The sequence below is a fragment of the Leptolyngbya sp. FACHB-1624 genome (genome assembly GCF_047649235.1).
Classification (GTDB): Bacteria; Cyanobacteriota; Cyanobacteriia; order Leptolyngbyales; family Leptolyngbyaceae; genus Leptolyngbya; species Leptolyngbya boryana.
In genome coordinates, this window is the sequence record NZ_CP180258.1 from 357,679 (window position 1) to 381,702 (window position 24,024).

Annotated in this window: 25 protein-coding genes; 12 read left to right on the forward strand and 13 right to left on the reverse strand. The window is 47.5% G+C overall.

Features of this window, described 5'->3' with window-relative positions:
• The first annotated feature begins 92 nt into the window (after positions 1-92).
• Together ACMUEV_RS01605 and rsmG are read left to right on the forward strand one after the other, a co-directional pair.
• Positions 93-764, forward strand: a complete 672-nt coding sequence (locus tag ACMUEV_RS01605) for an ABC transporter ATP-binding protein (RefSeq protein WP_017291048.1) — start codon at positions 93-95, stop codon at positions 762-764.
• Positions 758-1,483 carry a 16S rRNA (guanine(527)-N(7))-methyltransferase RsmG gene (rsmG, locus tag ACMUEV_RS01610; RefSeq protein ID WP_017291047.1) on the forward strand — a complete coding sequence of 242 codons (726 nt, stop codon included), beginning with the start codon at positions 758-760 and terminating at the stop codon, positions 1,481-1,483. Before ACMUEV_RS01605 ends, rsmG begins: the two co-directional genes overlap by 7 nt.
• Here the strand turns inward: rsmG and ACMUEV_RS01615 are convergent.
• From ACMUEV_RS01615 to ACMUEV_RS01625, 3 genes are read right to left on the reverse strand one after another with little or no spacing between them, the layout of a single operon-like run.
• Positions 1,480-2,829 carry an AAA family ATPase gene (locus tag ACMUEV_RS01615; RefSeq protein ID WP_190649606.1) on the reverse strand — a complete coding sequence of 450 codons (1,350 nt, stop codon included), beginning with the start codon at positions 2,827-2,829 and terminating at the stop codon, positions 1,480-1,482. The two genes, rsmG and ACMUEV_RS01615, sit on opposite strands and share 4 nt — an antisense overlap.
• A gap of 40 nt (positions 2,830-2,869) precedes the next feature.
• Positions 2,870-3,283, reverse strand: coding sequence for a VOC family protein (locus ACMUEV_RS01620; protein WP_190649603.1), 414 nt, complete (start codon positions 3,281-3,283; stop codon positions 2,870-2,872).
• 42 nt (positions 3,284-3,325) lie between these two features.
• Positions 3,326-3,835, reverse strand: coding sequence for a TIGR02652 family protein (locus tag ACMUEV_RS01625; protein WP_017291044.1), 510 nt, complete (start codon positions 3,833-3,835; stop codon positions 3,326-3,328).
• A gap of 122 nt (positions 3,836-3,957) precedes the next feature.
• Between ACMUEV_RS01625 and ACMUEV_RS01630 the strand changes: the two genes are divergently transcribed.
• The 4 genes from ACMUEV_RS01630 to ACMUEV_RS01645 all read left to right on the forward strand — a co-directional run bounded on the left by ACMUEV_RS01630 (position 3,958) and on the right by ACMUEV_RS01645 (position 6,215).
• Complete coding sequence (locus tag ACMUEV_RS01630; RefSeq protein ID WP_017291043.1) at positions 3,958-4,497, forward strand: gamma carbonic anhydrase family protein; 540 nt, start codon at positions 3,958-3,960, stop codon at positions 4,495-4,497.
• Between the two features lie 94 nt (positions 4,498-4,591).
• A complete protein-coding gene (locus tag ACMUEV_RS01635) occupies positions 4,592-4,705 on the forward strand; it encodes a photosystem II protein Y (RefSeq protein WP_017291042.1) in 114 nt (37 codons plus the stop codon).
• Between the two features lie 109 nt (positions 4,706-4,814).
• Complete coding sequence (locus ACMUEV_RS01640; protein ID WP_190649601.1) at positions 4,815-5,294, forward strand: flavin reductase family protein; 480 nt, start codon at positions 4,815-4,817, stop codon at positions 5,292-5,294.
• Between the two features lie 147 nt (positions 5,295-5,441).
• A complete protein-coding gene (locus ACMUEV_RS01645) occupies positions 5,442-6,215 on the forward strand; it encodes a TerC family protein (protein ID WP_017291040.1) in 774 nt (257 codons plus the stop codon).
• Between the two features lie 232 nt (positions 6,216-6,447).
• Here the strand turns inward: ACMUEV_RS01645 and ACMUEV_RS01650 are convergent, their stop codons facing one another.
• Positions 6,448-7,086: a C40 family peptidase gene (locus ACMUEV_RS01650; RefSeq protein ID WP_190649599.1), complete on the reverse strand. Its 639-nt coding sequence runs from the start codon at positions 7,084-7,086 to the stop codon at positions 6,448-6,450.
• A 21-nt stretch (positions 7,087-7,107) separates the two neighbouring features.
• Between ACMUEV_RS01650 and ACMUEV_RS01655 the strand changes: the two genes are divergently transcribed.
• Positions 7,108-8,043, forward strand: a complete 936-nt coding sequence (locus ACMUEV_RS01655) for a serine hydrolase (protein WP_190649598.1) — start codon at positions 7,108-7,110, stop codon at positions 8,041-8,043.
• Here the strand turns inward: ACMUEV_RS01655 and ACMUEV_RS01660 are convergent.
• From ACMUEV_RS01660 to cax, 5 genes are all read right to left on the reverse strand, one after another.
• Positions 8,040-8,219, reverse strand: coding sequence for a hypothetical protein (locus tag ACMUEV_RS01660; RefSeq protein ID WP_190649595.1), 180 nt, complete (start codon positions 8,217-8,219; stop codon positions 8,040-8,042). The genes ACMUEV_RS01655 and ACMUEV_RS01660 overlap by 4 nt on opposite strands.
• Positions 8,220-8,292: 73 nt before the next feature.
• Positions 8,293-9,753 carry a GTP-binding protein gene (locus ACMUEV_RS01665; protein ID WP_190649593.1) on the reverse strand — a complete coding sequence of 487 codons (1,461 nt, stop codon included), beginning with the start codon at positions 9,751-9,753 and terminating at the stop codon, positions 8,293-8,295.
• A 108-nt stretch (positions 9,754-9,861) separates the two neighbouring features.
• The gene (gene rpsU, locus ACMUEV_RS01670) at positions 9,862-10,041 is read right to left on the reverse strand and encodes a 30S ribosomal protein S21 (protein ID WP_017291035.1); all 180 of its coding nucleotides are present in this window, start codon (positions 10,039-10,041) and stop codon (positions 9,862-9,864) included.
• A gap of 147 nt (positions 10,042-10,188) precedes the next feature.
• Positions 10,189-11,451, reverse strand: a complete 1,263-nt coding sequence (locus ACMUEV_RS01675) for a hypothetical protein (RefSeq protein ID WP_017291034.1) — start codon at positions 11,449-11,451, stop codon at positions 10,189-10,191.
• Positions 11,452-11,821: 370 nt separating this feature from the next.
• Positions 11,822-12,925, reverse strand: coding sequence for a calcium/proton exchanger (gene cax, locus ACMUEV_RS01680; protein ID WP_190649591.1), 1,104 nt, complete (start codon positions 12,923-12,925; stop codon positions 11,822-11,824).
• Positions 12,926-13,429: 504 nt separating this feature from the next.
• On the opposite strand from cax, the gene ACMUEV_RS01685 reads away from it, so the two are divergent.
• The 3 genes from ACMUEV_RS01685 to ACMUEV_RS01695 all read left to right on the forward strand — a co-directional run bounded on the left by ACMUEV_RS01685 (position 13,430) and on the right by ACMUEV_RS01695 (position 17,423).
• A complete protein-coding gene (locus ACMUEV_RS01685; protein ID WP_242044311.1) occupies positions 13,430-15,910 on the forward strand; it encodes a DUF3536 domain-containing protein in 2,481 nt (826 codons plus the stop codon).
• Between the two features lie 263 nt (positions 15,911-16,173).
• On the forward strand, positions 16,174-16,593 hold the full coding sequence (locus ACMUEV_RS01690; RefSeq protein WP_026148998.1) for a BlaI/MecI/CopY family transcriptional regulator: 420 nt from the start codon (positions 16,174-16,176) through the stop codon (positions 16,591-16,593).
• Positions 16,593-17,423 (forward strand): M56 family metallopeptidase, encoded by an 831-nt coding sequence (locus ACMUEV_RS01695; RefSeq protein ID WP_190649587.1) that lies wholly within the window; start codon positions 16,593-16,595, stop codon positions 17,421-17,423. Before ACMUEV_RS01690 ends, ACMUEV_RS01695 begins: the two co-directional genes overlap by 1 nt.
• A 259-nt stretch (positions 17,424-17,682) precedes the next feature.
• Here the strand turns inward: ACMUEV_RS01695 and aroB are convergent, their stop codons facing one another.
• From aroB to ACMUEV_RS01710, 3 genes are all read right to left on the reverse strand, one after another.
• Entirely contained in the window at positions 17,683-18,789 is a 1,107-nt protein-coding gene (aroB, locus tag ACMUEV_RS01700) for a 3-dehydroquinate synthase (RefSeq protein WP_017291029.1), read from the reverse strand.
• A 90-nt stretch (positions 18,790-18,879) separates the two neighbouring features.
• Positions 18,880-20,025, reverse strand: coding sequence for an alpha/beta hydrolase (locus tag ACMUEV_RS01705; RefSeq protein WP_190649584.1), 1,146 nt, complete (start codon positions 20,023-20,025; stop codon positions 18,880-18,882).
• 9 nt (positions 20,026-20,034) lie between these two features.
• On the reverse strand, positions 20,035-21,561 hold the full coding sequence (locus ACMUEV_RS01710) for an aldehyde dehydrogenase family protein (protein WP_190649582.1): 1,527 nt from the start codon (positions 21,559-21,561) through the stop codon (positions 20,035-20,037).
• A 93-nt stretch (positions 21,562-21,654) separates the two neighbouring features.
• On the opposite strand from ACMUEV_RS01710, the gene ACMUEV_RS01715 reads away from it, so the two are divergent.
• Together ACMUEV_RS01715 and ACMUEV_RS01720 are read left to right on the forward strand one after the other, a co-directional pair.
• The gene (locus ACMUEV_RS01715; RefSeq protein WP_017291026.1) at positions 21,655-22,254 is read left to right on the forward strand and encodes a peroxiredoxin; all 600 of its coding nucleotides are present in this window, start codon (positions 21,655-21,657) and stop codon (positions 22,252-22,254) included.
• A gap of 79 nt (positions 22,255-22,333) precedes the next feature.
• A complete protein-coding gene (locus ACMUEV_RS01720; protein WP_190649580.1) occupies positions 22,334-22,879 on the forward strand; it encodes a peroxiredoxin family protein in 546 nt (181 codons plus the stop codon).
• A gap of 73 nt (positions 22,880-22,952) precedes the next feature.
• Here ACMUEV_RS01720 and ACMUEV_RS01725 read toward each other — a convergent pair whose 3' ends face one another.
• Positions 22,953-23,951, reverse strand: coding sequence for a DnaJ C-terminal domain-containing protein (locus ACMUEV_RS01725; protein WP_017291024.1), 999 nt, complete (start codon positions 23,949-23,951; stop codon positions 22,953-22,955).
• Positions 23,952-24,024 lie beyond the last annotated feature (73 nt).

Here is a 24,024-nt window from a genome sequence, read left to right on the forward strand (position 1 = left end):
TCAATGATTTGCCACAATAGAGACAGCCATCCGGAAAACCCTGAACTTGGGTAAACTATGCGGAGAGCCTTGCCCCTTAACTGTCTGAATTCATGCTTTATCTGCGCGACTTGTCTTATCATCCGACGGCTACTCCCGAACCGATTTTGAAATCGATCAATCTAGAAGTTGCGCCTCAGCAATGCAGTTTGATTGTTGGTCCAAGCGGTTCTGGAAAAAGTACGCTGCTAGAGATTTTGGCAGGATTGGCAGAGCATACGAGCGGAGAAATTGTCTGGCGTGAACAAGAATTAAATTTTTTGAATATGCAACAACTCTGTGGACTGGTGTTTCAGTTTCCAGAGCGCCATTTTTGCGGCGGCACGATTTTAGAAGAATTGCGGTTGGGACATCCGGAATTGAGTTCCGATCGCATTCACGAAGCTCTGCAAGAAGTCAGTTTAGATCATCTTCCCCTTTCGACGGCTCCTCATGCGTTAAGCGGCGGACAACAGCGCCGACTCGCTCTAGCGGTGCAGCTGATTCGTCAGCCGAGTATTTTGTTACTCGACGAACCGACTGCGGGACTCGATTGGTCGATTCGGCGACAGTTGGTGCGATTATTAGCAAAGCTCAAAACGCATTGGAGTTTGCTTGTGGTTTCGCATGATGCTGGCGATATGTTAGAAATTGCCGATCGCTGTTGGACATTGAAACACGGAGAACTGAAAGAAGTTTCGCCGCAGGATCTCGTTGATCAGAAATTGGAGCGGGTGGGATGTTAGTTGCAACGCTGCCAGAGTTTGCTGATCTGTGGCAATCGACTCTGAATTGGTGTCCGAGTGAACAGGAGCGATCGCAGTTCCAAGCCTTTTATGAATTAATTCTTCAGGGCAATCAACAGCAAAACCTGACTCGCATCACAGAGCCGTCTGACTTTTGGGAAAAGCATCTTTGGGATTCACTGAGAGGCGTTTTCCCGAAAGTGACGCAATCGCGTTTAAGCGCGATCGATATTGGTACAGGAGCCGGATTTCCAGGCATTCCGATGGCGATCGCTCGTCCGAGTTGGAATGTTACCTTGCTTGATTCCACCCGCAAAAAGATCAATTTTCTCCAGGATGCGAGTCGCTCCTTAGGATTAACCAATGTGCGATTGCTCAGCGATCGCGTTGAACAAATTGGACAATCTGCTGGACATCGGGAAGCTTACCAACTCGCAACGATTCGCGCAGTGGCAGCCGCTCCTGTCTGTGCAGAATATGCGTTGCCTCTGTTAAAAGTCGGTGGCTTGGCAGTGCTTTATCGAGGTCAATGGACAGAAGAAGAAGCGATCGCGCTCGATCAGGCGGTGCAGCAATTGGGTGGAGCAGTGGAAGAGTGCGATCGCTTTGAAACACCTTTGACTCAAGGCGTTCGACATTGTTTATATATTCGCAAAACCGAGCCAACTCCGAGAGAATTTCCAAGAGCGATCGGGATTCCGACTCAAACACCGCTCTAACGCAAGACCTGAAGAATATGATCAAGCGTTATCTCCGAAGCCTCCTGTGATAACGCTTGAATTGCAGCAGCTTTGGCGATGGCTTGAATCTCTCCGCCCGTCAAACGATGCTGCTTTGCTAAAGTTTGCCAATCGAATTCTGACAGCGGCGTTTCTGCCGGAAATGCTTGTTTCCACAATTGCACACGAGCCATCGCATCAGGTTTCGGCAATTCGATCGTGAATTGAAAGCGCGATCGAATTGCAATTGGCATTGCAATTCGATGCCTGACACTAAAGCAGGTAAAAGTTCGACGAGAATTGATTAATTCAATTACTTTCTCGATTGGAGCAGATCGCTTCAGCCAACGCTCAGCCGATTTAATTAATAACACCATCGGTGGTTCAGCGATTAAATCCTCAATCAGCGCAGCAGGGTGATCCACGATCGCTAAATCAATTTCAGTGAGTGGCATTTCTAATTGCTGAGCGATCCACTGTACCGAGAGCGTTTTACCCGTTCCAGGTGCACCAATGAATAAAGCATTGACACCCGGCAATTGTCGAAATCCCCAAGCCTTTAACTGCGGCGTGAACTGAATTTGATTACAGATTTGCTGCAACTGTTCTAAAACTGGATCGGGAAGCACTAAATCGATCGGCGTGCGAGGCACGGATCGCGCAAAGACATCAGAGACTTGAGGCTCTAATAACTCTTCTAATTCCATAAAATCTGCTGCGTCTGACAGCAAGTAATTGACGCACGCTTCTGAGAGCTTCAGCGATCGCATTAAAAAAAGTTGATCGGGTTCTTCGACCGTTATCAATCCTGATTGCATCAGCCGACTGGAACTGAGAAAGCTCGATCGCGCAATTCGCCACTCGGCATCCGTTCGACAGAGCAGACGCAACACTAAATCGATCGTTGGTCGTTCGGGAGTATCTTCTCCTGTCTGCAAATACCCATACATTTGCGCATATCGACGATGGACTTCTGGGGCAAGCGCAATCAAAATCGCATTCTTTTCAAACACATTGAGTTCTAAGCGATCGCATAATATCGGTAAAGCTAACCCGATTCCTTTTTGCCAACTCGCTTGAATTCTCGCGTCTAATTGTTGTTGATAGCTTGCAGTGGGTGCAGATTTGCGTCGGTCTGCTGGAGAGTCAGAAGCGATCACTTCCTCAAAATTTACAACTCCTTTCCACCAATGACTCGTGACGCGATCTGCTTTTGTCTGCGAGATGCGCTCAATCGTTTTTGTGTCTTTGCGTTGTCGTGCGACTGCGGTTAAAAGCAATCGTTCTAGCCAATTTAATTCAACTTTGAGATACGCCCAATTATCAAGAAAAGGTTCAGCACGCATGAAACATCACAGCCATCGAGTGCCGTGATCGTACTCTACTTCACTTGAGGCGATGCAAAAATTCGATCGCGAGTCCATCCGCATCAGAAATAAATGCCACTTCGTAAACGCGATCGCCAATCATTTGCTGAGTCGGCTCCAAGAGCACATTCAATGCTTGATCTTGCGCGGCTAACTTTTCTTTTAACGCCTCAATCCACTGCGGCAGATCATCTGCCAGTTCAGTCACTTCAAATGACAGATGATAATATCCCGTGTAATGCTCATCATGAAACGCATCAGGCGCAGGTTTCGGCTCTGGAATTTGCAGTAGCTCAATCCGTCCACCCAAACCTTCCATCCAACACGCCAACGTGAAGCCGGTCTGGAACCGTTCAGCAACAGTGAACCCAAGCTGCTCATAAAACGCGATCGCGCGAAAAATGTCAGCCGTTCTAATCGAAACGTGATGCATGAGACAAAGTGTTACTCATGATGTTACTCATGAGACAAAGTGTTATTCAAACAGGCGGAAATAAGGATACCGGACAGGTGCGCCAGGTTCTTTTTCCAAATCAAAGTTAATCACGTCCCAACAGGGATCATCTTTTGGATCAGGACTAAATTCGACTGGAAGCCCATAGAGTCGAGGTTTTGGCGAATCAGCTTGTCCCCGCCAAGGTGTACTGCGTTCTAGATAGGTGCTAATCAATTCTTTGTATCGCTGAGCAATAATCACGCGAGTCGCGCGATAGCCCTGCGTATAGAGTCGATCGAGCGCTTCGTGAATCTCAAACCGGATGCCATCGGGATGCGTATGCTGGCGATACCATTCTTCGTTCCAAAGTCGCCAATGCCGCCCGGACTGCAAATGGATTAACTCACCCGTCTTCGGATTTGCTTCAAATGCGCCATGTCGCGGACACAGGTAGGTATCAGTCAGTGTCAGAGCCGGAATCGTTTGGCGGCAGTGGGGACACTGAATTTCAGGGCCGAAAATTGGATATTGAAAACTGGGATTAATCATGAAGTACGGGCACTCAAATCATTTCGTATTTGCGAGGCGCGATCGTGAAATTATTATAACTGGCGTTGATTGCACGTTGTTTGCACGTTTATAGAATCATTATCACCGTGAATTCGCTGGAAATGTCATTTCTTTTTACCCCAAATTTCTGGAATCCCCCTGATCTGTCGCTGGCTGCGTTTGTGGCTCCCAATGCGACGGTGTTGGGCAATGTCGAAATCGCTACAGGCGTAAGCATTTGGTATAACGCAGTCGTGCGTGCGGATATCGAACGGATCAGCTTGGGCGCGAGTACGAATATTCAAGATGGCGCAATTTTGCATGGTGATCCCGGTCAGATCACCCTTTTAGAAGAGTTTGTCACTGTTGGACATCGGGCAGTGATTCACAGTGCCCACATTGAGCGAGGCTGTTTGATCGGCATTGGCGCGATCGTACTGGATGGAGTCCGAGTCGGAGCAGGAAGTATCATCGGCGCGGGATCAGTTGTGACAAAGGATATCCCTCCACGATCGCTTGTAGTAGGCGTGCCCGGAAAACCGATTCGCGAGCTGAGCGATCAAGAAGTCGAACACCTAATCGAACATGCTCAGAAGTACGAAAAACTCGCCTATGTTCACGCAAATCGGGGCACAGATCTCGGTTTTTATGAACAAATGTAAATTACCTGAGAGAACTGCTTTGAAAGCTGGACTAAATGCGCTAAAAATTTACATATAACAATATTGAAACATTTGATTACGCGAGAGCAATACTATGGACCTTCGCATCCTGATCGTGTTATTTCCGATTATCTTGGCTGGCGGTTGGGCAGTAACGCGGATTCTTCCGTATGCTTTACAACAAGTGAAAGGTTTCTTGGCTAAGTAGACTGAATTTTTGCCCACAGTTTGCAGCCGACCCTTCTTTTACTAGGAGGGTCGGTTTTGTTATGCGTTCCTTGCTAAGCTTATCGATCGATGAAATCAACGGTGATTGAATGCTCGACGAACAAGCGAAAAAAGCAATGCTCCTGAAAATTCCACATGGACTCTATGTCTGTGGCGTGAAAGATGGAGACGAAGTGAATGGGTTTACCGCAAGTTGGGTGATGCAAGGTTCGTTTAAGCCCCCTTTAGTGGTGAATTGCGTCAAAAGTGATTCTGGCTCAAATCAAATGATCCGCAATAGCGGTGTGTTTGCGTTGAGCTTCCTAGAAGCCGGGCAGAAAGATCTCGCGCAGAAGTTTTTCAAGCCACAGCGCCGAGTGGGCAACAAATTTGAAGATGTGGAATTTTATCTCGGCGAAACGGGGTGCCCGATTATTTCTGACTCTCTCGGCTATGTGGAATGCCGGGTTGTCGGAACCGTTGATCATGGAGATCACACCGTTTTTGTGGGCGAAGTGATCGCAGCAGGGGTGCATCGAGAGGGAGCGGCTTTGAATTTGGCGGATACGGGTTGGCAATATGGCGGTTGATTGAGGTGGGGAGTGGGGAGTAGGGAGTAAAGAGAGTTGTATTGCTTTTTTGGGCACTTGCAGAAGAACTTCCCCACTCTCCACCTAGATCGGACTTCCGTACCTCTCAGAATCGTCGCAAACTGAAACACTTAAGTAGATAATGAAGTGTCTACTTTGCCAATTTGGCACGAAATTCTCGACATGATAGACCTGAACTTTCCGGATCAACTTAGCCCGCAAACATTTCTGGTGCTGCTCGTTTTAGTAGCTTTGGAATGTGTGCTTTCGGCTGATAATGCGATCGCACTTGCAGCCTTGACTCAGGGATTGCAAAATCTCAAGTTGGAGCGTCAAGCTTTAAACATTGGCTTGGTATTTGCCTATGTTTTGCGGATGTCGCTGATTTTGGCTGCGTCTTGGGTGATTGGCTACTGGCAGTTTGAGTTGGCGGGAGCGCTCTATCTGTTGTGGTTGGTATTTCAGTATTTCACGTCTCAAGAAGATGAGGAACACGCGCATCATGGGCCGCGGTTTACTTCACTTTGGCAGGCGATTCCGTTGATTGCGTTGACGGATTTAGCCTTTTCGCTTGACAGTGTGACTACTGCGATCGCGGTTTCTCAAGAGACTTGGCTGATTCTGCTCGGTGGCACGATCGGGATTGTGGCACTGCGATTTATGGCAGGCTTGTTTATTGGTTGGCTGGAAGAATTCACGCATTTGGAAGATGCAGGCTATATCACAGTTTCGTTTGTGGGCATTCGCTTGCTTCTGCGGGTGGTGAACGATCAGCTTGTCCCACCGGAATGGTTGATGATTACACTCGTCGCGCTCGTCTTTGCTTGGGGATTTTCCAAACGGAATCCGGATGTTGTTGAATCGCTACCTGAACCTGAAAAAGTAGAAGCGAAAGTAGAAGCCATTTCGGAAACTGAATAGCCTGCACGAGTCCGCACGAGTTGAAACCCCGTGATCGTCGGACAAAGTCTCTGAAGAGACTGTCTTTCTGAGCCATTGGCTAGGTTCGGGAGTCCCTTGAGGGAGTTCGCACAGTTAGTACCGGGTTTTGAATCCGGTGCGGGACAGAAACGCAGTCAAGATGATATTCAAGCGTTTTGTCTGTTAACCAGATCTCACAACTCCGGGCTTGGCCAAGCCCGGAGTTTTTGATTTAGGGAATGTAGCTTTGAATCACTCTGGCTGCACCTCGATACTGAGCGAAGTAAGTCTGGCTCACTCGATCGCCCTCTGCCGAAAGCACATCAATTCCAATTCCATTACGCCCCTGATCTTTACCAGAACTGTGAATATAGCGCTGCTCACCCAAGTAAAGCCCAACATGCGTCGCTTTCTCAGGCGTTCCAAAGAAGACTAAATCTCCTGGAATCAAATCTTCAACAGGTTGCAGAAACGCCTCTTGTTGATAAGCATCTCTGGGTAAGCGAATGCCAACCGAAGCAAAAGCAGCTTGCATTAATCCTGAACAATCGTAATTTGGGGCAACTGTTCCACCCCAAAGATACTCATTGGGTACAGCCATTGCTGCTTGAGTAAAGGCAATCACTTCAGGAATACAATCTCGGATTTCCTCTTCTGTCCAAACGGGGGCGTGATAAGGCGTTGCAACGGCTTCTAAAAATTGTAAATCATTCGGATCGAGCCACCCTGGATACTCATCCTCACAGGTCATGACTTTGAGCGGTGATTCCGACAAAATTTGCAGGTAACGACCTTGAGCCGATTGGGTTGCCAGACGCGTTAAATCTGGTGAATCGTAGAGATTGAGATTCGCGATCGTGCGATATTGCATAAGACGAAAATTTCACTGACTATGACTTTCTTCCACAAAGACGAACGGTTAGAAACATTGGGCGATCGCGTATTGCAAGCGACTTGGGCAGCATTTCCGACGCTTGCTCCCAACCAGATCGCAATCACCTGGATTGTGTATGACTCGCCTGTGTTCGTCAATACTGGCGGTGCAATTCGTCCTGAAGAATTTTGGCAGCGCTCTCCTAGAGGATTTGCCTATCGGGGCGTTGAGAATATTTATCCGGCAAGCGTCGTCAAATTATTCTACTTAGTCGCAGCCCATGAATGGTTAGAACGAGGCATGATCCCATCGTCTGCGGAACTCGATCGAGCCATGCGCGATATGATCGTCGACTCCAGCAATGATGCGACCGGATTAGTCGTCGATGTGCTGAGTGGAACGACAGGCGGTCCTGAATTGCCTGCTGCACCCTTTGAAACCTGGAAATATCAGCGCAATATTGTCAATCGCTATTTGCAATCGCTGAATTGGTCGGAGTTCACAACGATTAATGTGAATCAGAAGACGTGGTGTGATGGTCCTTATGGACGAGAAAGAGCCTTTTACGGTGAGAATTTTGAGAATCGGAATATGTTAACGACGATCGCGTCTGCACGGTTGTTGCATAGCATCGTGGGCGGAGTTGCAGTTACACCAGAGAGATCGCAACAAATGATGGAGTTGATGAAGCGATCGCTCAATCCTGCTGATCTCGAAGCTGATCCGGAAAATCAAGTCGTTGGATTTATTGGTGGCGGTGTGCCTCAAAATGCTGGAGTGTGGTCAAAAGCAGGCTTGATGAGCCGAGTGCGTCATGATGCTGCTTATGTAGAAGTTCCAAGCTTGCAGCCTTATTTATTGGTCGTCTTTACCGAAGGCACAGCCCATAGCAATAATGAAGAGATTGTGCCGTTTGTGGCTCGCCAAGTGACAGAAGCCATGCAAGAGATTTAGAGACAGTCTTGCCCGTAAAAGGTCGCTTTACCGTCGTCTGTGGATCGTTCGCAAGATACGCCTTGATTGCGCCAGAGTTGGAACTGATGCCACAGTTGAGGCGTAGTTTGCATCCCGAAAATCAGACAGCCAACGGCGACGGAAACCCCCATCATCATTTGATTGAGTCGAATCATGCGCAGGATTAAGAAAACACTCAGAACATCGTAACTGAGCGATCGAGCATCCTGACATCGTTAATTTCACGTGTTACTTAGTAGGCTGTCGGACAGACAGGTCTAATTTGGCTCGGAGTTCATCTTTAATTCGATTCAGAATCGAATCTTCGTCTAATGAGGAGAGGATTTTCGTCACGACCGCTTTCGGACTTTCTGCCCCCCATGAGGCATCATTCGCGAGGTAAACCTTGGCAATTTGACCGATCGCATAAGTCGAAACGCCTGCAACTGCTCCTTGCGTCACTGCAACCGAGAGATAAGGCGCGAGAGATAATCCGCCTGTTGCGGGAGCCGATAAGCCCAGTAGGCTTTTCAGCGAACTGAGTCCTAAATTGGCTAAAAGCTCGCTTGCTGTAATGCCACCCATCGCGATCGCAATTCGTTGCAGCAGTTTAATCGCGCCTTGCTGCGTCATGCTAATCCCATAGAGTTTTGACAAACTCATAATCATCGCCACATCGATCGCGGCACTGCTAATTAAATCGAGAACCATGACTGGATTAACTGCCGTGGCGATCGCTTTCGTCATGACGCCATTCCAGATCGTGCGATTTGCCGTCTGCTCACGAATGTCGAGTTTTCGTTGGAGTAAGCGATCGTTGATCTGATCGGCAAATAACATCGAATTTAAGGCAACCAGAGATTTCCCCTCTCGATGCAAGACTTCTAGAATTTTGAGTTTGAGATCTTGAACCTGCGGATCAAGTCGGATCATCTGTGCCGACATCCGACCATCAGGACGTTTCACCGCACGAGCGACCATGGGAGAAGCCGCAGCCATGACAATCTCATCCGGTGAAAGCAATTCTTTGACGCGCTCATCTCGGATTTTTTGATAAATACTCATACGATCGGCATCGGGATACTGATCGATCTTGTTAAACACCAAAATCATGGGCTTCCCGAAATTTCGTAGTTCAGAAAGCGCCTGAAATTCAACCTTCGTAATATCGCCTGACACAATAAACAGCAAAAGATCGGCTTGCTGAGCCGCCTGACGCGCTAGCGCCTCTCTCGCTTCACCCTGCACTTCATCAATGCCGGGTGTGTCAATCAGTTCGATCTGAGAGCGATTTACGCTTGGAAGCGTCACGCGCAGAATCTCTTGATCACTGCCCGCGATCGCTTCACTTTCAATACTCCAATTCGCGGACTGCTGCGATCGAGTCACACCATGAATCGCGCCCGTTTCAAAAATCTGTTGCCCCAGTAGAGCATTCAGGAGCGAGGACTTGCCACGCCCGACCATACCAAAAGCTGCGATTTGAACGACGAGTCGATCAAGCTTTTCGAGCATCGTCTCTAGTCCGTGAATTTCTGACTCCAAACCCGATCTCTCTTGGGCGGTTAAATCTAGATTCTCAACTAACTCGCGTAGCGTTGCTTGAGCCTGTCGATAATTTAACTCGGTCTGGATCTGATCAAAGCCTGAAATCGCTTCGTCTAGTTCCTGATCCAAAGATTTGCCCGTATCGGAAATGGAGTCAGTCATAAATTCACAGAGAAGTATCCTCACTTCTCTCCATCCTAGCAACGCCGTTTAGAAACGAACTTTGCCCATTAAAAATCGATTCTCAAAAGCAAGAATCGACCCCGGTCTTTAGCGGTAACGGCGATTACGGCGAGCCACGATCGCTTTGCGCTTGCGCTTTTCGAGCGGAGTTTCAAAATGACGGTGAGATCTGAGATCTGCTAAGATCCCTGCCTTTGAGACTTGGCGCTTAAAGCGGCGCAACGCTGAATCAATGCCTTCGTTTTCTCCTAAAACCACTTGGGTCATGCTGTTCCTCCAGTAGAATAATTCTTGAAAGTGATGGTTCTTTTTTGAACGGACTCAGACGAAAAATGACTGTCCACACCAGAGTATGCACAGCATCCGACAGAATGAGTTACCTACCATTGAGCAGGTTAACACAAATTCTCGTCTTCAGCGCACGAGTTGATGAACAAGACATAAATTTAAATCGCTGAAGTTCGTACTCAGTGCCAATTGTAAGTTTTCCATTGCCGCGACCAGCCATTGAACGCGATCGCGGCTGTAGCCTTCATAGTGATGGAATAACACTGAAAATCGCTTTTCTAGATAAGGTTTGACGCGCTGACAGAGTAAAACAATTTGCAGCAGCAGACGAGTTGTTGCAGTTGCGCCCAGATTGGAGAGCAGATCGATGAAGACAAAATGCTGCGGTTGCTGCAGACTGTCAATGACGAGGAAATTCAGCAATTGGCTACAAGTCCGCGTCATCAGAAAATCGCTCAGCGGCTGGTTTTCACTTTCTGAATAGGTCTGTTTGAGAAACTGCCCAAGTTGTTGATTGAAGTGACGATTTCCATAAGCTGGATTGACTGCATCAGTCAGATAGTGGTACAGGTCAGCTTTGAAATGCTTGTAGGATTTGGCTTGCTGACAGTGCACGGAAAACCGCTTCGCAACGTCTTTACAGGTATAGTTTCCGTCAATTTTCCCCGTGAATTGATGTAACGCTGAACTGAGCGATCGATCATCTAACAACGTTGGATTTTCGACGGGATGAATCACGCGGTTGCTCGATGCTCGACGCACTTGGTACGTGACATATTTGGATAAATCTAGTTCAAACTGCTTCTGGCGTTCGGCTTGAAGCTGGCGAATCGAGGCTTTTTGGACGTTTGGGGTTCCTTCAGTGACAAGACAATGCTCGTAGAGATATGGGTAACGGCGAATTAGGGTTCCGAAAGGTTGCGATTCAGCAGGAGTCAGTTCGGGGAGAAGAACGCTCGATAGCCGTTTCAGGGTCAGGTATTGCTCGGTATGCTGGAAAGCCTGAGTGATTTGTCGTTGTCGATTGATTAAGCGCGATCGCGAAAAATCTCCTGCAATCGGGCGGCTCGGTTTAGACTCGAACAAGCTGATCAGTTCCGCCACTTTTTCGTACTGATGCGGGCGAGATTGCCACCGATTGATCAAAATGTGACAGCAGCGATTGAGAACGAAGCGGAAATTTTGCGCTGCGCTTGGAGATTGGATTAAGAGATCGACGGTTTTTTGAAGTTCTGGATCAGGATATCCGGTGCCTTCGATAAATAAGAGCCGAAATCTTTCAATCAGGCGATGCGGCGGCTCAGTTTGAACAAGGTGTAAAAGATGATGATAAAGCCGTTCTTCTTCTTGCGAAATGCTGCGACCGTGATAGATTGACCCAGTATTCATAACTTCCGTAGCCCTCAACCCCAGTTTTCAGGAACAAAATGCGTCATGTGATTTTTCAGTAAACTCGACCGGGGCAAGGTCAAAGTATGGTTTATAGTAACGAAATCCGTGAAAGCTCAGTGTAATTTGAGTCACTTCACACGGATTTCATACAGAAATACGGTGTGTGCTTCACATATTTTTTACTACCAGACTTATTGGTTTCTTTCCGGGTTTCTAGATTGTGATCCGGATCAACCTGGTTAATTTATACAGGCTTAAAAAAGAGTGGATGAGATTGTTCAAGAGATGAATTTGTTCTGTGACAGATTTTGTTCTGCTACAACGCATTCAATCGATCCGCCCAATCGAATGCGTTGTGCCATCACACCTAAACTATGACCGGATGGAAGTAGAATGCTAATCCCAGCACTAAATACGCTGCCAGTAATAACGTGCCTTCGAGCCAATTTGATCGTCCATCCGAACTAATCGAGTTCGTAATTAGAACCGCAACGGCAACGGCAACTAATTCAAAAGGATTAAAGTCCAAATCCATCGGCTGACCCATAAACCAGCCTGCAATCACTAGCACTGGAGCCACAAATAGCGCAATCTGCAAACTTGAGCCTACGGCAACTGAGACAGACAGATCCATTTTGTCTTTCATTGCGACTGTGACTGCTGTGGCATGTTCTGCGGCATTTCCCACGATCGGGAGCAAGATGACCCCAGTAAAGAGCGCGGTTAATCCTAATTTTGCGGTTGCTTCTTCCAAGCTATCGACAAGCAGTTCAGACTCGATCGCGACTAGGACGGTACAGACTAAAAGCACGATCGACCACAACACAAGATTGGGCTTTTCGTGCGGTTCTTTATGAGTGAGATTTGACTCAGCAGATTCTTCGTTCTCTGCGACGCCGACATCATAGAGATACGTATGAGTCTTCATGGAAAAGAGTAAGGTCAGGGCATAGACCGTGATCAGCACGATCGCGACTGCGATCGACAGTTTTTGTAAAACATCTCCTGAAATCCCGGCAGACGTAATATTCATCGCAGTAGGAAGCAGCATCGCGATCACAGCCAAATTCATCGAAGACGCATTCACGCGAGCGACGATCGGTTGAAACTCTTGCTCTTTGTAACGGAGTCCGCCGAGCAACATCGATAAACCCATGACCAGCAGCAGATTCCCGATAATTGAGCCTGTGAGGCTGGCTTTGACCACATCGATCAGCCCTGCATTCAGGGCAACGAGCGCAATAATCAATTCGGTAGCATTGCCAAATGTGGCATTCATCAAGCCACCTAACGTGGGACCGACCACAACAGCGATTTCTTCTGTTGCTGTCCCCATCCAGGCTGCGAGTGGCAAAATTGCAGCAGCAGCAGTGGCGAAAACGATCAGCGATCCCCATTCGAGGTAGTGGGCTGCGATCGAAACCGGGATCATCACCAGTAGCACTGTAAAAATGATGTTTTTGACTGACATTCGGGTTCCAGAATGAGAAATTTCTCTCAATAGGATACTCACGATTCTTCTTCTTTGATCGAGGAATTGAGGGTGGGAAGTGGGGAGATAGAGAGTAGGGAGATGGGAGAGGTAACGAAGCGTTGAGATTCGTCGCGAAGATGTTAACTCCCGTGCGGGGATCTTAAAAAATTGTGAAATGGAGTGCAAAATGCGGTTGAATCGATACAGATGATTGCAGAATGATGGGTCGCAGCCATTCGATTTGTCGTTCCGCTGTCACATCAGCGTTATCACAATCTAGCTCTGAGCACCCATTTTGGTCAGAATAGACGTTGGTGATGAGTTAGATTGTGTTTTTTTAGGCTTGTTATTGTTGAAGCAGGGAAATTTGCGATCGAGCGCATTCCTGAATCTCTATGCAAGGCTGCCTCCACCTCACTAAGTTTTCTAAGTTTGACCCGTTCTGTTTACGCCCTTGTTCGGATGCAGCGTAAACGCACTTTTAATGTGGAAATTGATTCAATGACTTCATTTGATGTTTCAACTCGTTTGTCTGATGGATCGACGGATCCCCTAGAAACTGCAATTGGGGTTTACGTCACGGTTCACGGTCACTTTTATCAGCCCCCCCGCGAGAATCCTTATCTTGATGCGATCGAGCGGCAACCCAGTGCTGCACCGTTTCACGATTGGAATGAGCGGATTCACTACGAATGCTATCGCCCCAATGCATTTGCCAGAGTGCTAAACGAGTCTGGTGAGTTACTGGGGATCGTCAATAATTTTGAGTATTTGAGCTTTAACATTGGCGCGACGCTGATGAGTTGGATTGAGCGGCATGACGTTGAGGTGTATCAACGGATTGTCGAAGCCGATCGCAAAAGCTGTGAGCGATTGAACGGGCATGGAAATGCGATCGCTCAAGTCTATAACCACATTATTTTGCCCTTGGCAAATGAGCGCGATAAGCGAACTCAGATTCGCTGGGGGAAAGCAGATTTTCGCTCACACTTTGGACGCGATCCTGAAGGCATGTGGTTAGCAGAAACGGCGATCGATTACCCCACGGTCAAAGCGTTGATTGAAGAGGGAATTAAGTTTACGATTCTGGCTCCTTCTCAGGCAGAGCGATGTCGAGCAATTGGAGATGCAGACTGGCAAGAAGTCGGCGGTGGACAAATTGATCCCACCCGTCCTTATCGCTGTTTTCTCAATCCTGGGGATCACAGTTCTCCTTACCTAGATATCTTCTTTTATGACGGCCCCATTTCTCGCGATATGGGATTTGATACTGCGCTCAGTAGTTCGCATCATCTTGCAGGGCGCTTAGGACAGGCTGTGCGCGGGGATCATCGTCCGACTCAGTTGATCTCGGTGGCGACTGATGGAGAAACATTCGGGCATCACAAGGGCGGAACCGAGAAATGTTTGGCGTATGCGTTTATTGAGGAATTTCCGCGTCGAGATTGGACGGTGACGAATTTCGCGCATTATCTCAGTCTTAATCCCCCCACTTGGGAAGTGGAATTGAAGCCTGTTACGGCTTGGAGCTGCGCGCACGGAGTCGATCGTTGGCAAGAGAATTGTGGCTGTGGTGGGGGTGGGGAATGGCATCAACACTGGAGACGACCGCTACGAGATTCACTCGATTGGTTGCGGGATCAGTTGATTCGAGTTTACGAAGAAGAAGGCAAGAAGCTGTTTAATGATCCTTGGGCAGCGCGGGATGAATATATTCAAGTGATCCGCGATCGCGGCAATTTATCGAAGTTTCTTGCCAAGCATCAGGTGCAGAAGTTAGGCAATGGTGAGCGATTAGATGCGGTACGCTTACTCGAAATGCAGCGACATACATTGTTGATGTATACCAGTTGTGGTTGGTTTTTTGAGGAGCTTTCTCGACCAGAAGGAACGCAGATTTTACGCTATGCGGCGCGCGCGTTAGAACTGGCTGGAGATGTGTCTGGAATTCAGCTTGAGAAAGGATTTACCAAGCGGTTGACATCGGCTCCGAGTAATGTTGACTGTTTCAAAAATGGAGCGGAAGTTTATCGGCAGTTAGTGATTCCAGCCCAGATTTCGTTTGAACAAGTGGCGGCACACTATGCGATCAGTTCACTGTTTACGTCTTATGCACGTGAGGAGCGGGTTTACTGCTATACGGCGAATCAGTTAGATTATCAGGCTCAACGGATGGGAGCTGTGACTTTAGCGATCGGGCAGTTGCAATTAACTTCAGAAATTACTCGCGAAAGTCGGCATTTCATTTTTGCGGTGCTGCATCTTTGCGGATGGGATTTTTATTGCTGTATTCAGCCGTTTACTGGACGACGAAGCTATACGCAGGTGAAAGAGCAGGTATTTGAAACGCTGGCTCAAGGCAGTGCGGCTCAGACGATTCTGAAGATGAATCAGACATTTGGAGAAGCTGCCTACAGTCTGCAAGATCTCTTTGCAGAGGAGCGGCATCGGATGATGCAGTTGCTCAGCCAGGAAACTCTGACGCGGTTGGATCAGCTTTACACGCAGGTGTATCGCGATAACTATGGTGTGCTCATGGCGTTTCATCGGGATGAATTGCCTGTGCCACGAGAGTTGCAGGTCGCAGCAGAAATTGCGATCGGGCATCGCTTGTTGCTAACCCTGCGATCGCTCGAACAAGATATGGATGAGTGGAATGCCAGTCTGATGCATTTGGGGCAGTTGGAAGCGATCGCAACTGAGGCGGCGCATTTACGGTGTCAGATGCAGCAACCGGAAGCCCGCGAGATTTTGCAGCGCTTGATTGAGCGATCGTTGTGGATGGTGCTGAATGAGGCTGATCTGAAAACGGTAGAGCCTCAGATTCGGCGGTTAGAACGGTTGGTAGTGCTGAATGGGCAACTCGGCTTAGGGGTGTCGATCGCGAAGAGCCAAGAAGCGTTTTACCAGTGGTTAAATCACAAGCCTGTACTAAGTTCGGCAATGCGGGAATTAGCAGCAAAGTTTGCGATCGTGGTTTAAGTCTCGCGTACTCGTTCACCACAATGAATCTGATAAGGAGATAGGGAGAAATCTAAGTTTGGGTTCTTCCTACTCCCTACTCCCCACTCTTGGTTAAGCAAACCTTACAATTTGCCGATGCGATATCGTTTGAAAAAAGCCCCGCACATCAGTCAGGGACTCGTTTAGCAAAAAGTCGAAGCCAGTTTCTTACAGCAGACAGAGCTTTCTCGATCTCGTAATCTCAAGGTATGATCCTTTTTGAACTTCTCGAATTGTCACAGATGGCTTCGCTTCCAGACTATCGCCCGAAACAACTCTCGCTCGGTCCTTTAGAAGCTGAGATTCTTCGCATCGTTTGGGAACTTGAAACGGTGACTGTGAAGGATGTTCACGATCGCATTTTGACCGATCCTGATCGCGAACTTGCCTACACTTCAGTGACAACCGTTCTCAATCGATTAGTGAAGAAAGGCTGGCTTGCCTGCAATAAACAGAATCGCTCGTTCACTTGGACGGCGATCGTGTCTCAATCTGAGGCAAAAGCGCTGCAAGCGATGGAACAATTAAATCAGTTTCTAGCCGTAACGAATCCAGATATTGTGGCAGCGTTTGCGGATAGTTTGGATCAAGCGAGTTGCGATCAGCTAGACGCGATCGCACAACGGCTGAAAGCGGCTCGTCAAAAACGGGAGGAACGATAATGCATTTGATGTTGCTACTCGTTGCGCTCAGTTTGGCGATCGCGGTTCGATGGGCTTGGCGCGCTCGAACGGAAAGCTGGAATACCCGCTGGCAGACGACACTAGGTGCATTTCTGTTTCCGCCTTTGTTGTTGATTACAAGTGCGATCGCGATTCTGTGTATGGGACCGCGCGGTCAGATGATGCGCTGGCACGAAGGATGGGGAAGTTATGGAATTGCGATCGGGTTTCTCATGGTAGCCGTTTTTCTCTTTGCTCAGTTAGCTTGGCAAGCTCGGAAATCGTTTCAGCAAGTGAAGCAAATGCCAGAAGAAACGGTTTTAGAAATACCCGTTCGATTACTAGAGCATTCGACACCGTACATTGCTCAGATCGGATTCTGGAATCCTGAGTTAGTTGTGAGTGATAGCTTATTAGAAACGCTAGACGAATCGCATTTGCAAGTCACGCTGACTCATGAACAGGCGCATCGACATTATCGGGATACATTTTGGTTCTTTTGGTTGGGTGGATTGCGTCGGCTAACCGCATGGCTCCCGAATACGGAAGCACTGTGGCAGGAATTGATTTTGCTGCGAGAGCTACGGGCAGATCGTTGGGCAGCTCGGCAGACGGATGGTTTGTTACTCGCTGAAGCATTGTTCTCGATCGTGTCTGCTTCTCAAATGCAGACTGAACCTTGGATTGCAGCGTTGAGCGGAACACGTCTGGATGAGCGAATCGATGCTTTGCTAGATGAGACAGAGAGTGAGGAACCGCAGAGCTATTTTGTGTGGATGGGATTATCGATCGTGCTTCTGCCGTTGTTTATGATTCCATTCCATTTCTAAGTCATCCTGTTTATTGAGACGTTCAGGCCTTTCTGTAACACCTCGTTGTAGGGGAACAAAATGTCTTGAATGGTTTGGTTTTACGTGGAAGCTGTTACCTTTTTTGCACAGCAATCCAGTCATCATAATCGCTGGGTTGCTGTGGGCGAAGAACCAATCGCATAGTCTGCATATTGAGGGAGGGTTGGTTAACCTGCACCGCGAGAGCCGCCCTACCTCAACACAAACTCGAAGAGCATCGAAGTGCTCATTTTTAATTTCACGGATCACGCAACAGGTCTATTGAATTCAGTACTTTTTCGATCGTATCGGGTGCAACTTGATCTGTGACAATAACCGTCCCGATTTGGCGCGGCAGGACGAATCGAACTTTTCCGTCTTTTACTTTCTTATCTGCCTGTAAAGTCGGCACAATTTCTGAACGATCGAATCCTCCTGGAATTTGAGTGGGCAATCCTGCTTTTTCGATTAAAGCTTTCTGACGATCGCATTCTGCTCGATCCCACAATCCCATTTCTACCGCAATCAATCCGGCTGCCATCATTCCGATTGCAACTCCTTCACCGTGATTGATCACTTTGTAATTCGTCAGACTTTCGATCGCATGTCCAATCGTATGCCCATAGTTAAGAATTTCTCGTAATCCTGATTCTTTCTCATCTTTGCTAACGACATGTGCTTTTGCTTTCGCCGATCGCACTAACATTTCTCGAACCAGTTCATCTCCAACGGCACGGATTTGATCTAATCGTTTTGCCTGTTCCAGCATTTCAAACAATTCTGCATCCCAGATGATGCCGTATTTGATGACTTCCGCGATCGCCGCTCGAAATTCTCGGGCAGGCAGTGTTTTCAGCACTTCTGGATCGATTAACACTAATCTTGGCTGATGAAATGCGCCAATTAGATTCTTCCCTCTAGGATGATTCACACCCGTTTTGCCACCAATTGCCGCATCTACCATTGCGAGTAACGATGTCGGCACTTGTACGACATTAATTCCTCTTAGCCAAGTCGCTGCTGCAAATCCAGTCATATCTCCGATCACGCCACCGCCGAGGGCAATCATCACCGACGATCGCTCTAATCGATTTTCCAGAGCTGCGTCATAAATCTTTTGCAAGGTGGCGGGTGTTTTATACCGTTCTCCTGCGGGCAATAAGCAAGAACTGACGGTAAAACCTGCTTGTGTCAGGGAATCTGTCACCGTTTGCCCGTACTGCTTAAAAATTGCTGCATTCGAGACAATCAGCGCTTTTTTACCCAGTTTGGAAAGCGGCTGGATACGATCTCCGAGTTCAGCAATCGATGCGATCGCGATGTCATAAGAATTTTGCGGCAGCGAGACAGGAATCACAGAAGACATAAAACCCTTCTTAAAAAATGGCAGTTTGCTGATCTTACCAAGCGATCGAGGTCTGTAGATTAAGATCAACAGAAGTGATCTTCTTTTGCCCTACTTCAGCCAAGACGCTAGGAAGCGTTCAGTGTGATAAAGCGCTAATTGATTGCTAATACCATTGAAAACTGCATCAAAAGCATGTTCTGCCCAGGGTATTTCAATGAATACGGCAATGTTGCCATTTTGGTTTAACTTTTCATACATTGCACGTCCGAATTTTGACTGCACGATGTGATCGCGTCCACCGTAAATGAGTAGAGTCGGGGGGAGATGCGATCGCACAGTTTGATAAGGCGATGCCTGACGATAGAGATCCGAGAATTCTTGGGGTGTACCACCGAGAAAATTTCGTAAAACAGTTCGGCTGTCAATCGGATCAGGAAATGGAGGATTGTTGTAACCATCGGTCAGATCGACGGGGCTATAGTAATTGACAACGGCGCGGAACGGAAAAGCATCGAGTGCAAAAGCCGTTAACATTGCTAAATGTCCGCCTGCAGAACGTCCCATGATTGCCATACGATCGAGATTCACTTCGTATTCGTCGGCATGTTGTTGAATGAATTTTAATGCAGTTTTAATATCTTCAATTTGAGTGGGAAATTTATATTCTGGAGCATGACGATAATCGATTGCTAAAACTGTATATCCTTGTGCTGCAATATATTGACTGAACTGTTCATTAGAATTTGGACTTCCTGATCGCCAGGCTCCTCCGTAAATCACGACGATCGCCGGATTCTCTCCGGTTCTATTCGGACGATAAACATTCATCGTCAGTTGCACATTGTCGAGATTCGCAACTGGAATATCGAGTGTGCGACGGACTTGAGATCGGGGAATTCCTTGAAATGCATCTAAAACATTGAACGGTGACGATCGAAAATTGGGTGAAGATGGAATGTCGCTGAGCTTTGATTGCATTGCAATTTCGGCGCGTTCTGCTGTGGTGGGAAATTGCAATGCAGGCAGTAAGCTTAAGCTCAAAGCAAACAACATTGCGATAAAAATGGGCAGAGATTTGAGGCGGACAAATGCCAGGAAAGCTGCGATCGCATTCGTCACAATTAACCAGTGACTAATCTCTGGTGCGCCAACACTTAATGGTAATAGCGAAAAAATTGGAGCAGGAATGACAACCCAAATCGAAATAAAAAAACTAAGAAAACTAAACAGAATAATCAATACTTGGGCAATCATTATCGAAAACTATCCTCGTAACGCTTCAAATATCACTTGAGCAAATTTACTCCAGGTCGGCGTGATTTGGAGTTCTGCGGCTCGTTTGGCAAAATTTGCTAAATTGCGATGATCGGCAAACCAGAACGGAGTCGGAAAAATTCGGAACGGTGCATATAAGACAGATTTCTGAGGATGTGCAAGCAGATAACCATTGTGGACAAAGCCCTGACCCGATTGAATATCATCTGAATCATTGCCAGGATAAGCACCCCAGGCAAAATCAGGCAAGGCATAGATCACACCCGTCCAGACATTGACTCCGATCGCGCCATAGTTCAACTTTGCGATCGCTGAATCGACGTTTGTTTTCGTCAAAATCACACAAGACAAGTTGCCCCAGACTTGTTCATTCACAAATGGAACGACTCGATCGAGAAATTCGGTTGCAGTTGCCGCGTCCAAACTCACTTCTGCTAGCACTCCACAAAAAGCTTCTATCCTCAGAGCATAGTCATCTTCGACGTTTGGAATCAATGTCCAAGGGACAATTTCCTCGGTTCGAGTTCCGAAAATTTCAGCTTGAGGATAGCGATCGAGAAAGTTTTGATATCGTTGCTGTGCACCAGGATAGTAAGCTTTGCGGCTCGGAATTTTTGTGAATTCTTGGCGGAGCAGCGTGAGAAAGCGATCGCGCAATTTCCATCCCTTCGCAGTTACTAACAATTTCGCAGCGACACAATTGAAGCTGGCATTATGAGCCACCATGCTCGCGACATGACGCGCTTGAAATTTGAGATCTGATTCAGACCACTCTCCTGGAACAATCAACACGGGCGTGACACAGCCTAGCTCAGAGGTGATCGGTTTCGGTTGGGGGAGAGATTGCACGATAGCGTAATACGTATGATGCGATCCAGTGATATGAATGGAATCAATTTTGGGATGCTGACAGAGATAACTTCCTAAATCGGAACCGCCATACACAATTTGCAAAAATCCATCGGTAATCAATGGCTCAAAAGCTTGCTCTAAAAATTTCCCCACATACTCATTCACAGGATTCATTTTGAGCAGAACGACTTGATTCTCTGCAAATAGCTTATAGAGCAAATCCATTGGAGGAGTCGAGCCAACATTTCCGGCTCCTAAGACCAGAGAAATTCCTGGTTCAAAGTTCCTCACTTGTGGGGAATTTAGAGAACTGCTTTCTGTCCAAACTTCTCCCCGAAATCCGAGCCAAAGTAATCGATCGAGCAAATTATCCGGAAAGACTTTGGCAATTCCCTGCTCAATCTTTGCTTGTCGCCCTTCCAACGTTCTGATCAACGCCCGCAACGTCATTAACGTTGTCACCGATCCCGTCAGCCATTCTTCTCCGACTGAATCTGTCCCCTTCGCCTCGCAAGCCGCGATCGCCCAATCCTCTGCGACTGCCATCACGCCTGTCATACAGCGCCTCAGATAATCGATTCGGGCTTGAGTTCCGACGTTTCGCCAAGCGGATTTCTGGGATTCCAGTCTCGCAATTGCAGCGTCAATTTCAGAGGAAAACATATCGCAGGTCAAAATCGTAATGACTATGATATAGTTGTAACTGTTTCGTAATCTTTACTACGAATTGCTACTCTTGCAAGGAGAAAAAATCCCATGACCCAAGAAGGATGCTTGCGCGTTGGTCAAACGGCTCCTGACTTTGCAGCGACTGCTGTGATCGACCAGGAATTCAAAGACATCAAATTGTCCGACTATCGCGGCAAATATGTGGTGCTGTTTTTCTACCCGCTCGATTTTACCTTTGTTTGCCCGACTGAAATTACCGCATTCAGCGATCGCTACGAAGAATTCAAATCGATCAACACTGAAATCCTTGGCGTATCGGTCGATAGCCCCTTCTCACACTTGGCTTGGATTCAAACCGATCGTAAATCAGGCGGAGTTGGCGATTTGACCTATCCGTTGGTTTCGGACATCAAGAAAGAAATCAGCACTGCTTACAACGTGCTCGATCCGAATGAAGGAATTGCACTGCGCGGCTTGTTCATCATCGACAAAGATGGTGTAATCCAGCACTCCACGATTAACAACCTTTCGTTCGGTCGCAGCGTTGATGAAACTCTCCGGACACTGCAAGCGATTCAATACGTTCAATCGCATCCGGATGAAGTGTGCCCCGCAGGTTGGAAGCCTGGTGATCAAACCATGAATCCTGACCCTGTGAAGTCGAAAGAGTACTTCGCAGCAATCTAAGGATTGATTAATCCGTTCATAATAGAGGGTGAATTTCACCCTCTTTTTTACTGCACTTTTTACTGCACAATTCTGAACAATGTTGACATCTACTGATTTCAGTGGTCTAATCAATCCGCGATTTTTCCAGAATTTCATGCCGATCCCGGCGACAAATTCGCTTGCTTTGGGACAGGCGGCTCCAGAGTTTGATCTGCCAGATATTAAAAATGCTCGTCGCGTGAAATTGTCGGATTATCGCAACGATCGACCTGTGCTCTTAGCATTTACAAGGATTTTTACAGAGAAGCAATATTGTCCGTTTTGCTTTCCCCATATCAAGGCGTTGAATGAGCAGTATCAGGAGTTTAGCGATCGACAAGTCGAAATTCTCATGATCACCAGTACCGACGAGCAACAAAGTAAAAAAGTCGTTGAAGACTTGGGATTACAGTTTCCTTTGCTTAGCGATTCCAGTTGTAAAACGTTTCGTCGATACCAGACTGGACAGGCTTTGGGTGCGCCGTTACCTGCTCAATTTTTAGTTGATCGTCAAGGCATTCTCAGATACAAACATCTCTTTTCGTTTCTCGATCACAATGCCAGCGTTGAGACGTTATTAAGCGCGATCGATCAATTGAGCTGAGTTCATCGTTGAGAATTGGGTTTCGACTGCACTCAGAATTCGGAATCTCTGTAGGCAGTCGAAACCTCCACTCTTAAAGCTTCACGGCTTTGATGGCGCTACGGGGATCATAGCTGCGATTATCCCGAATCTTTTCGTATGCCTCACGCTCGATCGCACTTAATTCTTTCGGAGGCGCGATCGTAATTTTCACCATTTGATCGCCGCGATCGCCTTTTTGATTCTTCCATCCTTTGCCGCGTAAGCGTAAGGATTGCCCCGATCGCACGCCTGCTGGAACGTTCACCACAACATTTCCATCCGGAGTCGGGACATCGATTTGTGCGCCCAACACTGCTTCGTCAGGCGAGATCGGCACTTCGCAAACAAGATTGCCATCAGCATCGAATTGGAAAAACGAATGCGGCAACATTTCCACCGTGAGATAGAGATCTCCGCGCTGACTTGTGTAGAATCGGCTGAAACGACCTTTCCCACGGACTCTTACTTTACTGCCCGCTTTTGCACCCGCTGGAATCCGGACGTTAATCTCCTCATTGTTCACGCTGAGCCGCTTTTCAGTTCCGTTAAACGCTTCTGCAAAGGTCAGCTTAATCGAAGCTTCGATATCCAGATTTTCGCCAGTTGAGGCGCGTTCGTCGGTACTAAAACCGCCTGGAGCACGATATCCTGCATTGCGGAAAGGATCGCCCGTCCGTCCGTAGGGCGATTTTCCTAACAAATCATTGATAAATTCCTCGAAGTTGTCATATCGTCCGAATTCGACATCATCGAAACCGCCTGTATTGAATGGCGATCGCGAGGTGGAAGTCGATCGAGATGCACCCGCTTGATCCGCTTGCCGCCAGTATTGTCCAAACTGGTCGTATTTTTTGCGCTTATCGGGATCAGAGAGAACTTCGTTCGCTTCGTTGACTTCTTTAAATTTTGCCTCGGCTGCTTTATCGCCGGGGTTTACGTCAGGGTGATATTGGCGCGCGAGTTTACGAAACGCTTTCTTAATGTCATCAGCGCTTGCGGATTTGCTCACCCCTAAAATTTGGTAATAATCTTTGAAGTTTGTTGCAGCCACTCGCTCATCCCCTCGTAAAAAATAGCGTCGATATTCTATTTGGCATCTTAAGAATGCCCGATTTCCTGTATCT